The sequence below is a fragment of the Mitsuaria sp. TWR114 genome (assembly GCF_007997345.1).
On record NZ_VOSR01000720.1, the window covers coordinates 1 to 12,263 of the forward strand.

Sequence of the window (12,263 nt, forward strand, 5' to 3'; positions counted from 1 at the left end):
CGCCGCATCATGAGCGGCGAGATCTCGCCGGTGACCGCCGCGGCCATCCTGATCGGCCTGCGCGTGAAGAAGGAGACCATTGGCGAGATCACCGCCGCCGCGCAGGTGATGCGCGAGTTCTCCGTCAAGGTGCCGATCACGCCGGGGCCGCACCTGGTGGACGTCGTCGGCACCGGCGGCGACGGCGCGCACACCTTCAACATCTCGACCTGCTCGATGTTCGTCGCGGCCGCGGCGGGCGCGCAGGTGGCCAAGCACGGCAACCGCAGCGTCTCGTCCAAGACCGGCAGCGCGGATGTGCTGGAGGCGCTCGGCGTGACGCTGTCGCTGCCGCCGCAGGCGGTCGCCGACTGCGTGGGCAACACCGGCATCGGCTTCATGTTCGCGCCCAACCATCACCCGGCGATGAAGAACATCGCGCCGGTGCGCAAGGAACTGGGCGTGCGCACCATCTTCAACATCCTGGGCCCGCTGACCAATCCGGCGGACGCGCCCAACATCTTGATGGGCGTGTTCCATCCGGACCTGGTCGGCATCCAGGTCCGCGTGATGCAGCGCCTGGGCGCGCAGCACGCGGTGGTGGTCTACGGCAAGGACAACATGGACGAGATCTCGCTGGGCGCGGCGACCCTGGTCGGTGAGCTCCGCAACGGCGAGATCCGCGAGTACGAGATCCATCCCGAGGACTTCGGCATGCCCATGGTCGCCAGCCGCAACCTGCGGGTGAGCGGCCCCGAGGAGAGCCGCCGCATCCTGCTGGGCGTGCTCGGCAACGAGCCTGGCGCGGCGCGGGACATCGTGTTGCTCAACGCCGGCGCGACGCTGTATGCGGCCAATGTCGTCGAGTCCATCGCCGACGGCATCGTGAAGGCGCGCGCGGCGATCGAGTCCGGCGCGGCGCGCGCCAAGCTCGACGAATTCGTCGCCGAGACGCAGCGGCAAGCCGCGGCGCAGTCCTGATCGTGGCGAGGCCGGGCCCGTGCGGGCCTGGGCGTCGACCGCCTCCGGCCCTGGCGCCGGACCTGAAGTGAGAAAACCATGTCCGACATCCTGGATCGCATCAATGCCGTCAAGCGCGACGAGGTCGCCGCCGCGCAGGCCCGCGTGCCGCTGGCCGCCCTGCGTGCCGAGGCGGAATCGCGCGCCGAGCCCACGCGCGGCTTCGCGCAGGCCTTGCGCGACAAGATCGCCGCCGGCCGCAGCGGTGTGATCGCCGAAGTGAAGAAGGCCAGCCCCAGCAAGGGCGTGCTGCGCGCGGACTTCCGTCCCGCCGACATCGCCCGCAGCTACGAGCGGCACGGCGCGGCCTGCCTGAGCGTGCTCACCGACGCGCCGCATTTCCAGGGCTCGGTCGAGTACCTGCAGCAGGCGCGCGCCGCCTGCGCGCTGCCGGTGCTGCGCAAGGACTTCATGGTCGATCCGTACCAGGTCTACGAGGCGCGCGCGATGGGCGCGGACTGCATCCTGCTGATCGTCGCCAGCCTCGCGGACGGCCAGATGGCGGAGCTGGAGGACTGCGCGCTGGGCCTGGGCCTGGACGTGCTGGTGGAGGTCCACGATGGCGCCGAACTCGAGCGCGCGCTGCGGCTGAAGACGCCGCTGGTGGGTATCAACAACCGCAACCTGAAGACCTTCGAGGTGACGCTGGACACGACGCTGGGACTGCTGGCGCAGGTGCCGGCCGATCGCCTGCTGGTGACCGAGTCCGGGATCCTGGGGCCGGGCGACGTGCAGCGCATGCGCGACGCGCAGGTGCATGCCTTCCTGGTCGGCGAGGCCTTCATGCGCGCGCCCGACCCGGGCGCGGCGCTGTCGGCGCTGTTCGGTTGAGGCCGGCGATGTCCGCGACGCTGCAGGCCATCGACTGGCAGGTCGGCGACGGCTGGCAGCCGCTGATCGACGCCTGGCGCGCGAGCGCCGACGGCCAGCGCATCGAAGCGCTGCTGAAGGAGCGCCTGGCCGCGGGCGCCGCCATCTATCCGCCAGACCCGCTGCGCGCGCTGCGGCTCACGCCGCTGACGCGGGCGACGGTGGTGATCGTCGGCCAGGATCCGTATCACGGGCCGGGGCAGGCGGAAGGGCTGGCGTTCTCGGTGCCGGCGGGGCAGAAGCTGCCGCCGTCGCTGCGCAACATCTTCAAGGAACTGCAGCGCGACCTGGGCCAGCAGCCGGCGATGTGCGGTCACCTGGGCGAATGGGCCCGGTGCGGCGTGCTGCTGCTCAACACCAGCCTGACCGTCGAGGACGGCGCCGCCGCCTCGCATGCGAAGAAGGGCTGGGAGTCGCTCACCGATGCGCTCATCGCCGCGACGGCGCGGGATGCCGCGCCCAAGGTCTTCCTGCTCTGGGGCGCGCATGCGCAGGCCAAGGCGCCGTTGATCGAGGCCGCCGGCAACGGCCACCTCGTGCTGCAGGCCAATCACCCGTCGCCGCTCTCCGCCACGCGCGGGCCGGTGCCGTTCATCGGCTGCGGCCACTTCTCCGCGGCGCGGGACTGGCTCAAGGGCAAGGGCGTCGGCCTGGAGTGGTCGCTGGACTGAAGGACTGCAAAGGGCGCTGGCCCTCCGCAGGCCACCTCTGCGCGCTTCCTCATTTCAATCGGCCATCACTGGTACGTTGGTGGTTATCATCCGCGAGCCCCTAGCGGAGCGATTTGTGCATCAAGGTTAAGTCCAGTGCGCTACCAATTGACGCTTCGCGTTTTTTGGTACTAAACTGGTATTAATCATGAACAGCCACCCCTTGGCGGACGCCTGGTCCGCGCCCTTGCAGCCGCGCTTCACCGCCGTCCGCTACCTCGTGGGGGTGGATGGCGGCGGCACCGGCACTCGGGTCCGGCTGAGCGACGTCCACGGACAGCTGCTCGGCCAGGGATGGGCCGGGCCGTCCGCGCTGGGGCAGGGCATCGCCCAGGCTTGGCGGCATATCCAGACGGCGGTCCAGGAGGCCGCGGCCAAGGCCGGCATCGAGCGCCTGCCGCTGGCCGAGGCCGCCATCGGGCTCGGCCTGTCCGGCGCCGGCGTCACCGCGCAGGCGCAGGCCTTCATCGCGCAGCAGCCCGGCTACGCCCACATCGAGCTCGCGAATGACGGCACCACCTCCGTCATCGGCGCCCATGCCGGCCGGCCCGGTGGCGTCATCGCCGCCGGCACCGGCACGGTGGGCGAGGCGCTGCGCGCCGACGGCTCGCTGGTCTGCGTCAGCGGCTGGGGCTGGATCGGCGGGGACGAAGGCAGCGGCGCCTGGCTCGGCATCCAGGCCATGCGTCAGGCGCAGAAGGCCATGGACGGCCGCGCCGAGCCCGGCCCGCTCGCCCAGGCGGTGTGGGGCGCCGCCGGCTGCCAGCACGAGCAGGATCGCGACGCGATCAACGCCTGGGTCGCCCAGGCCGGCCAGCATGCCTACGCGCAGCTGGCGCCGCTGGTCTTCGAGCATGCGGGCGCCGACCCGGCCGCGGCCGCGCTGGTCGCGCAGGCGGTGGCGGAACTCGAGCAGCTCGCGCTCGCGCTGGACCCCTCGCAGCAGCTGCCGCTGTCGCTCGCGGGCAGCGTGGCGCAGCGGCTTGCCGCGCTTTTCTCAGGCAACATTCGGGCCCGTTGCGTGTCGCCCCAGGGCGACTCGGCCGACGGTGCGCTGCGGCTGGTCCGCGGCGCTCTCTCCGACCCCCGTTGAGAAGCAGAGAAGCCCGATGAGCACCAAGCTGCCCTTCCAGTTCAAGCCCGATCCCGCCGCCGCCTCGCCGCTGTACATGCAGCTGGCCCACAAGCTGGCCCAGGCGATCCGCGAAGGGCAGTACCAGGCCGACGAGGCCCTGCCGTCCGAGCGCGTGCTCTCCGAATCCCTGGACCTGTCGCGCGTCACCGCGCGCAAGGCCATCGACCGCTTGGTCGAACAGGGCCTGATCGTGCGCAAGCGCGGCTCCGGCAACTACATCGCGCCCAAGCTCGAGCAGCCGCTGTCGCGCCTGACCAGCTTCTCCGAGGAACTCCACCAGCGCGGCTTCAAGCCCAGCAGCCGCTGGCTGACGCGCGGCTTCGCCATGGCGGCGCCGGACGAGCAGCTGTCGCTGGGCCTGACCACCGGCCAGCGCGTCGCGCGGCTGGAGCGCCTGCGCCTGGCCGATGCCGTCGTCATGGCCTATGAGCTGTCGGTGCTGCCCGAGGCGGTGCTGCCCGAGCCGCAGAAGGTCGAGTCCTCGCTGTACGAGCACCTCGCCCGGCATGGCGGCGCGCCGGTGCGCGCGCTGCAGCACATCCGCGCGATCAACGCGGACTCGCGCCTGGCGGGCCTGCTGGAAGTGCCGGTCGGCCAGGCCGTGCTGTTCATCACCCGCGTGGGCTACCTCGACCAGGGACAGGCCGTCGAGCTCACCCATTCCTACTGCCGCAGCGACTACTACGACTTCGTCGCGGAGATGAGGCGAGACGGATGACGACCCAGCACATCGACGGATTCGTACTGACACCTGGCGGCTTCATCCGCGGTGTGCTGGAACATGACAAGGGACGCGTGGTCGGCATCGACGGCAGCGCCGTCCCCGAGCACGAGGCCCGCCACGGCGCGCAGGACCTGCCGCTGATCCTGCCGGGCTTCATCGACACCCACGTCCACGGCGGCGCCGGCCGCGACACGATGGAAGGCGGCGACGCGGCCGCGCGGCTCGCGCAGCTGCATGCGCGGCACGGCACGACCTCGCTGCTGGCGACGACGATGACCGCGCCGCTGGACGAGATCCGCCAGGCGATGCGCGCGCTCGCGCCTACCTGCGTCGAGCGGCCCACCGGCGGCGCGCGCGTGCTGGGCGTGCACCTCGAAGGTCCGTACATCAACCCCGGCAAGCTCGGCGCGCAGCCGGACTTCGCCAAGGCCGCGTCGATCGACGAGATCCGCGCCCTGCATGCGCTGGCGCCGATCCGCCTGATCACGCTGGCCCCGGAGCTGCCCGGCAACCTCGAGCTGGTGGAGCGACTGAGCGAAGCGGGCTTCCGCATCCAGATCGGCCACACGCTGGGCACCTACGAGGACGGCGTGGCCGCGCTGGCTCGTGGCGCCGGCGGCTTCACCCACCTGTTCAACGCGATGACCGGCCTGCATCACCGCGAGCCCGGCATGGTCGGCGCGGCGCTGGCCCACGCGCGCTACGCCGAGATCATTCCCGACCTGCTGCATGTGCATCCGGGCGCGATCCGCGTCGCGCTGCGCAGCATCCCGCACCTGTTCTGCGTCACCGATTCGACGGCGGCGGCCGGCATGCCCGATGGCGAGTACCGGCTCGGCCGCCATCGCGTCACCAAGTGCCTGGGCGGCGTGCGTCTGCCCGACGGCACGCTGGCCGGCTCGACGCTGACGATGGACCAGGCGCTACGCAATCTGGTGTTGAAGCTCGGCCTGTCGATCGAGGACGCGTCGCGGCGCGTCTCGACGAACGCGGCCGATTACCTGGGTCTGGACGATCGGGGCCGCCTGGCCCCGGGCGCCTGGGCGGACTTTGTCGTGATGGACCGTGGCTTGCAGTTGCACAGCGTGGTCGTCGAAGGAGAAGCGATTGACCTCGCGCATGCTGGATGAGGCGCTGAGCGCGCCGCAGGTGGTGGCCCGTCAACTGGCCGCCGATCAGAACGCCTACGCGGCCCTGGGCGACGCGCTGCGGGAGCAGCCGCCCAGCGCGCTGCTGACGATCGCGCGCGGCAGCTCGGACCACGCGTCGCACTACCTCGCCTACCTGGTGATGGCGCGGCTGGGCCGGCTGGTGACCTCGCTGCCGATGTCGCTGATCACGCTCTACCAGAGCCGGATCGAGAGCAAGGGCCTGGTCTCGCTGGCGTTCTCGCAATCCGGCCAGAGCCCCGACCTGGTGTCGCCGACGCAGTACTTCCGCGCCAATGGGGCGCGCACGGTGGCCTTCGTCAATGCCGACGGCTCGCCGCTGGAAGCCGCCGCCGAGCACGTGTTCCGCCTGCACGCGGGCGTCGAGCAGAGCGTGGCCGCGACCAAGAGCTACATCGCGCAGCTGGTGGCCGGGGCGCGCGTCGTCGCCGCGTGGCAGGGCGACGAGGACCTCGCCGCCGCGCTGCAGGCGCTGCCGCAGGCGATGGAGCAGGCCGCCCGGCAGCGCTGGGACGTGGCGGTGGACGCGCTCAAGGGCGCGGACAAGCTCTTCGTCATCGGCCGCGGCACCTCGCTGCCGATCGCGCTGGAGGCGGCGCTGAAGTTCAAGGAAACCTGCGGCATCCAGGCCGAGGCCTTCTCCGGCGCCGAGGTCAAGCACGGCCCGATGGCGCTGGTGGACGAGGGCTACCCGCTGCTGGTGTTCGCGCCGCGCGGCCCGGCGCAGGCCGGCCTGCTCGCGCTGGCCGAGGAAATGCGCGGCCGTGGCGCGCGCGTGCTGCTGGCGGCGCCGGAAGGCACGCCGGGCGCCGAGCTGCCGCTGACCTGCACCGGCAACGAGGACCTCGATCCGATCGCCGCGGTGCAGAGCTTCTATCCGATGGTCGAGGCGCTGGCCCAGGCGCGGGGACTGAACCCCGACCAGCCGCGCCATCTGGCCAAGGTCACGAAGACGCATTGATCCCGCACGGGTCCCGCTGAGGGGCCCGCATGGATTTCGCATTGATTTCCGGCAGCAAGAGAACGATATGAGCGAGACAGCATTCCATCCGGGCCGGCTGGTGATGGTGGACATCCAAGGCAAGCGCCTGGATGCGGCCACCGCCGCCTTCCTGCGCGACAACCGGATCCGCGCGGTCTGCCTGTTCCGCAAGAACCTGGGCACCGAGGCCGAGGTCCGGCAGCTGACCCGAGATCTGCGCGAGGCCATGGGCCCGGACGCGCTGATCGGCCTGGACCAGGAGGGCGGGTCCGTGGTGCGCGCCACCTTCCTGCCGCAGCCGCCGTCGGCGATGGCGCTGGGCGCGGCGGGCGACGAGGGGCTGGCCGAACAGGTCGGCGCCGCGGTCGCGCGCGGGCTGCGCGGCATCGGCATCAACTGGAACTTCGCGCCGGTCACCGACATCAACAACAACCCGGCCAATCCGGTGATCGCCGAGCGCAGCTTCGGCGAGACCGCGGACACCGTCACCCGCCTGGCCGGCGCCTGGATGAAGGGCTCGATGGCCGCGGGCGTGGCCTGCTGCATCAAGCACTTCCCGGGCCATGGCGACACGCATGTCGATTCCCACCTGGACCTGCCGACGGTGGACAAGTCGCGCGCCGAGCTCGACGCGCTCGAGCTCAAGCCCTTCCAGGCGCTGCGCGACCTGGCACCGTCGATCATGACGGCGCACATCGTCTATCCGAAGATCGATCCGCTGTACCCGGCGACGCTCTCCAGGACGCTGCTGGGCGGCATCCTGCGCGACGAATACGGCTACGACGGCGTCGTCATCACCGACGCGCTGATGATGAAGGCCATCGCCGAGCGCTACGGCTACGCGAAGGCGGCGGTGCTGGCGATCAACGCCGGCGCCGACATGATCCTGGCGCAGGGCTCGCTGGACGAGCAGGCGCAGGCCATCCACGCGCTGCAGGACGCGCTCACGCGCGGCGACCTGAGCGTCGAGCGCGGCCGGCAGGCGCAGGCGCGGCTGGACAAGCTGGCGCGCGATTTCCCGGTCCGTTTCGACGACTACCAGGGCGCGCCGCGCGAGGCCGACGACCGGCTGATGCGTCGAGCCTGGGCCGCGGGCCTGAGCGCGCTGCGTGGCGCGGTGCCGCCGGCGACCGATCGCCCGACCCGCGTGCTGGTGCAGGACGAAGTGCCGACCGACGGCGTCTCCGAGGCCGGACCGACCGGCGCGCAGGTGCGCGCGCTGTTCGAGGGCTACCGCGACGTCGAGTTCGTCTCGCTCGCCGACATCGCCGCCCTGGACTGGGCGACGGTCCCGGCGGATGGCCGCTTCACCATCGTCGCCTCGACGCACCGGGCGCGCTACGGCGCGCAGGCCGGCAACTGGCGGCCTGACCTGCACCTGGTGCTCTGGAATCCGTTCCAGGCGCTGGATGTCGACGCGCCGACGGTGATCAGCTGGGGCTACGCGGACGGCGCGCTGGCGGCCCTGGGCGACTGGCTGCAAGGCCGCGGCCAGGCCGGCGGCCAGTCGCCGGTGACGCTGAACTGAGCATCGATCCGAGGGCCTCGACATGAGCCAGCCGCAGACTTCCTCCGCGCCCGCGCGATCGCCGATCCGCTGGGTCTCCAGCCTGTACTTCGTGCAGGGCATGCAGTTCTTCGTCGTCATGCTGATCGCCGGCCTGATGTTCAAGAACATGGGCGTGGCCAACGACCAGATCGCGCGCTGGACCGGCCTGCTGGGCCTGGCCTGGGCGTTCAAGCCGTTGTGGAGCCCGTTCCTGGAGCTGGCGCGCAGCAAGAAGCTGATCGTCGTCGCCGGGCAGTTCACCGGCGCGGCCGGCCTGGCGCTGATGGCGGTGGCGCTGCAGCTGCCGATGTGGTTCGCGGCCAGCATCGCGGTGCTGTTCCTGCTCGCGTATGCGTCGGCCACGCACGACATCGCCTGCGACGGCCTGTACATGGCAGCGCTCGACGACAAGCAGCAGGCGGCCTACGCCGGCTGGCAGGGCGCGTTCTTCAACGCGTCGAAGTTCCTGACGCTGGGCGGCCTGCTGGTGCTGGCCGGTCACCTGGAGCGTGGCATCGGCGTCATGAACGCGTGGTCGGTGATCTTCGGGCTGCTGTCGGTGCTGCTGTTCGTGCTGGCCAGCTACAACGCGTACGCGCTGCCCGGCGCGCTCAACACCGATCACGGCGACCTCACCGCGGCCGGCGTCTGGCGCACGCTGCGCGAGGTCATCGCGGACTTCCTCGGCAAGCCGGGCATCTGGCTGATGATCCTGTTCATCGTGATGTTCCGCTTCGCCGAAGGGCAGGTGCAGACCATCGGGCCGCTGTTCCTGATCGAGGCGCGCGACAAGGGCGGCCTGGGCCTGAGCACCGAGCAGGTGGGCGGGATCTACGGCACGGTGGGCACGGCGGCCTTCCTGCTGGGCAGCATCGCCGGGGGTTACTTCACCAGCTGGATGAGCCTGCGCCGCGCGATGCCCTTCCTGATCGTGGCGATGGCGGTGCCCAACGCGACCTTCTACTACCTGGCCGTCACGATGCCGGCGGATCTTTGGCACGTCGGCTTCGCCGTCGCGGTGGAGATGCTGGGCTACGGCTTCGGCTTCGTCGGGATGATCCTGTTCATCATGCAGGCCGTCGCGCCGGGCAAGTACCAGACGGCGCATTACGCGCTGGGCTCGGGCGTGATGCAGCTGGGCTTCATCTTCTCCAAGACCATCAGCGGCGACATCCAGCTCGCGATGGGCTACGAGCATTTCTTCCTGTGGACCATCGCCTGCGGCGCGCCGGCGCTGATCCTGCTGCTGTTCGTGCGCATGCCCGGGCGGGCACCGCAGGAGCCGGCGGTGGCGACGGCGCCGGTGGAGAACGCGACATGAAGGCGATCGCCGCGGGCCTCGTGGCGATGTCGATGGCCGGTGGCGCGCACGCCGCCGACCCGCAATTCTTCTTCGACGACTTCAGCTACGCCGATACCGCCGCGCTGTTCAAGCAGGGCTGGACGGTCCGCAGTGCGCCGGGCCACCCGGGCATTCCCGGCGCTCGTTGGGCGCCCGAGGGCTTGAGCGTCGTCGACGGCCAGCTGCGCCTGCATGGCGTGACCGACGGCACCGGCCCGGGGACGGCACAGGTGCAGGTGTGCCACCAGCGCAAGTACCTCGCGGGGACCTATGCCGCGCGGATCCGCTTCAGCGACCAGCCGGTGAGCGGCGCCGATGGCGACCCGGTGATCCAGACCTTCTACGCGGTCAGCCCGCTCAGGCACGACTTCGATCCCGAGTTCAGCGAGCTGGACTGGGAGTACCTGCCCAATGGCGGCTGGGGCAGCGACAAGACCCGCATCTACGGCATCACCTGGCAGACGGTGCGTCTCGATCCGTGGCTGGCCTTCAACCAGCAGCACGAGGAGTTCGGCCCGCTGGGCGAGCGCGGCCGCGACTGGCACACGCTGGTGATGCAGGTGGCCGACGGCCGCACCCAATGGTTCATCGACGGCCGCAAGATCGACGAACACGGCGGCCGCAACTACCCGGTGGTGCCGATGTCGATCAACTTCAACCTGTGGTTCTCGCCGGGCGGTCCGCTGCCCACGGGCGTCGCGGGCGGCCCGCCGCGGGTGTACGAGCAGGACGTCGACTGGGTCTTCCACGCGAAGGACACCGTCCTGAGCCCGGCCCAGGTGGAGGCGCAGGTGAAGCGCTGGCGCGCCGGCGGCATCGCGCGGCTCGACCAGGTCCCGCCGGCCACGCCCGCGCTCGAGAGTCGCTGCGACTTCTGAGCGTCTGTTTCCTTCCGATCCTCGTCCCATGAACGCTTCCTCGAAACGCATTGCGTCCGTCGACGCGATGCGCGGCCTGGCCGTCGCCGCGATGCTGCTGGTCAACAACCCCGGCGACTGGGGCCACGTCTACGCGCCGCTGGAGCACGCGGCGTGGAACGGCTGGACGCCGACCGACCTGGTGTTCCCGTTCTTCCTGTTCATCGTGGGCGTCTCCTTGTCGCTGGCCATGGGCGCGCGCATCGAGGCCGGCGACGGTGCGTCCTTGCGCGCCACCGTGGTCCAGCGCGGCTTGCGCATCGTGGCGCTGGGACTGGTGCTGCACGCGCTGGCGTGGTGGCTGATGGACAAGCCGGCGCTGCGCATTCCCGGCGTGCTGCAGCGCATCGGCCTGTGCTTCGCGCTCGCCGGCCTGATCGCGATCCAGTGGCGCGCCGCCGGTCAACGCGTCTGGCTCGCCGCCTTGCTGGCCGGCTATGGCGCCTTGCTGCTGTGGGGCGGTCCGCTCGACAAGGCCGGCAACATCGCCAGCCGTGTCGATGCGTGGCTGCTCGGTCCGCATGGCTACGAGTGGGATCCGGTGACGGGCCTCGGCCATGACCCCGAGGGCCTCGTCGCGACGCTCGGCGCCCTGGCGACGACGCTGCTGGGCTGGCGCTGCGGCGAGGCGCTGCGCGCCGGCGCCCTCCGGCAGCTCGCGGCCGTCGGGCTCATCGCGGCGGCCACGGGCTTCGCGCTCGACGCCATCGGCCTCATGCCGATCAACAAGAACCTCTGGACGCCGTCCTTCGTGCTGTGGACCGGAGGCCTGGCCGCGCTGGTGCTGCTCGCGGGGCATGTGCTGATCGACCGGCTCGGCGCGCCCGCGCTGTTCCGCAGCTTCGGCGTCAACGCGATCGCGGCCTACGCCGGGGCCTGGATCTGCACCGTGTTCCTCGAAGGCTTCGGCTGGATGCGCCCGATCTACGCGCACGGCTTCGGCTGGCTGGGCGCCTGGCTCGGGCCGCATGCGCAGTCGCTGGGCTTCGCGCTGGCTTTCGTGGGCGTGTGGTGGCTCATCGTGCGCGAGCTCGACCGGCGCCGCTGGTACTGGAAGATCTGAGCGGGTCGCGCCCGCACAATACCGGCCCATGAGCCCGGACACCTTCGCCATCCGCATGCCGCCCGACATCCGCTCGGTGCGGGTCGGCGAGCATCCGGTCGTCGTCATCGACGATTTCCTCGCGCATCCGCAGGCGCTGGTCGAGGCGGCCTGCCAGGCCCGCTTCGAGCGCTGCCCGGGCGCTGACGAGCGCAAGGGCTATCCCGGGCTGCGAGCGCCAGTGCCCGCGGCCTATAGCGAAAGCCTGACGGAGCTGCTGGACCCGCTGATCCGGCTGAACTTCGGCGTCCCGGAGGAGCTGCCGCTGCGCAAGTCGCCGTGCGCCTTCTCGGTGACGACGGTGGCCCCCGAGGACCTGGGACCGCTGCAGCGGGTGCCGCATTTCGATGCCAGCACGCCGCACTTCATGGCCGTGATGCTCTACCTCTGCGACGAGCGCCATGGCGGTACCGCCTTCTACCGCCACAAGGCCAGCGGCCTGCAGCAGATCACCGCCGATCAGCGCGAACGCTACGGCGACCTGATCTACGCGGAGATGGAGCGCCATCCGGCGCCGCCGCGTTATTTCAGCGACTCGGACGACTGCTTCGAGCTGCTGGGCATGCTGCCGGCGCGATTCAACCGCCTGGTGGCCTACCGGGGCAGCCTGCTGCACTCGGCCATCGTCAATCCCGCGCTGGGCCTCAGCAGCGATCCGCGCCAGGGCCGGCTGACCATCACCACCTTCTACGACTTCTAGCGCGCGAGCGCCGCCCGCCCGCAGGCGGAGAGTCGCTTGCTTGCTTGCTTGCTTGCTTGCTTGC

General features: G+C 71.0%; 12 protein-coding genes. All 12 read left to right on the top strand.

Translation table 11 applies throughout. From position 1 onward, the window contains the following. On the top strand, nucleotides 1-960 hold a 960-nt coding region (gene trpD, locus FUT87_RS23015), incomplete at its 5' end, for an anthranilate phosphoribosyltransferase (protein WP_147242517.1). Nucleotides 961-1,038: 78 nt separating this feature from the next. Then, entirely contained in the window at nucleotides 1,039-1,830 is a 792-nt protein-coding gene (gene trpC, locus FUT87_RS23020) for an indole-3-glycerol phosphate synthase TrpC (RefSeq protein WP_147242385.1), read from the top strand. Between the two features lie 8 nt (nucleotides 1,831-1,838). Next, nucleotides 1,839-2,540 (top strand): uracil-DNA glycosylase, encoded by a 702-nt coding sequence (locus FUT87_RS23025; protein ID WP_147242386.1) that lies wholly within the window; start codon nucleotides 1,839-1,841, stop codon nucleotides 2,538-2,540. Nucleotides 2,541-2,727: 187 nt separating this feature from the next. After that, the gene (locus FUT87_RS23030) at nucleotides 2,728-3,672 is read left to right on the top strand and encodes a BadF/BadG/BcrA/BcrD ATPase family protein (protein ID WP_147242518.1); all 945 of its coding nucleotides are present in this window, start codon (nucleotides 2,728-2,730) and stop codon (nucleotides 3,670-3,672) included. 16 nt (nucleotides 3,673-3,688) lie between these two features. Continuing rightward, entirely contained in the window at nucleotides 3,689-4,432 is a 744-nt protein-coding gene (locus FUT87_RS23035) for a GntR family transcriptional regulator (RefSeq protein WP_091728146.1), read from the top strand. Continuing rightward, a complete protein-coding gene (gene nagA, locus FUT87_RS23040; RefSeq protein WP_147242519.1) occupies nucleotides 4,429-5,568 on the top strand; it encodes an N-acetylglucosamine-6-phosphate deacetylase in 1,140 nt (379 codons plus the stop codon). Before FUT87_RS23035 ends, nagA begins: the two co-directional genes overlap by 4 nt. Further along, nucleotides 5,558-6,568, top strand: coding sequence for an SIS domain-containing protein (locus tag FUT87_RS23045; protein WP_147242522.1), 1,011 nt, complete (start codon nucleotides 5,558-5,560; stop codon nucleotides 6,566-6,568). Before nagA ends, FUT87_RS23045 begins: the two co-directional genes overlap by 11 nt. 67 nt (nucleotides 6,569-6,635) lie before the next feature. Next, the gene (gene nagZ / locus FUT87_RS23050) at nucleotides 6,636-8,117 is read left to right on the top strand and encodes a beta-N-acetylhexosaminidase (protein WP_147242520.1); all 1,482 of its coding nucleotides are present in this window, start codon (nucleotides 6,636-6,638) and stop codon (nucleotides 8,115-8,117) included. A 22-nt stretch (nucleotides 8,118-8,139) separates the two neighbouring features. Next, complete coding sequence (locus FUT87_RS23055) at nucleotides 8,140-9,459, top strand: MFS transporter (RefSeq protein ID WP_147241112.1); 1,320 nt, start codon at nucleotides 8,140-8,142, stop codon at nucleotides 9,457-9,459. Next, nucleotides 9,456-10,358, top strand: coding sequence for a glycoside hydrolase family 16 protein (locus FUT87_RS23060; RefSeq protein ID WP_147241113.1), 903 nt, complete (start codon nucleotides 9,456-9,458; stop codon nucleotides 10,356-10,358). The genes FUT87_RS23055 and FUT87_RS23060 overlap by 4 nt, the downstream gene beginning before the upstream one ends. A gap of 28 nt (nucleotides 10,359-10,386) precedes the next feature. Further along, the gene (locus FUT87_RS23065) at nucleotides 10,387-11,460 is read left to right on the top strand and encodes an acyltransferase family protein (RefSeq protein WP_147242521.1); all 1,074 of its coding nucleotides are present in this window, start codon (nucleotides 10,387-10,389) and stop codon (nucleotides 11,458-11,460) included. Between the two features lie 28 nt (nucleotides 11,461-11,488). Further along, complete coding sequence (locus FUT87_RS23070; RefSeq protein WP_222617118.1) at nucleotides 11,489-12,199, top strand: DUF6445 family protein; 711 nt, start codon at nucleotides 11,489-11,491, stop codon at nucleotides 12,197-12,199. The last annotated feature ends 64 nt before the right edge of the window (nucleotides 12,200-12,263 follow it).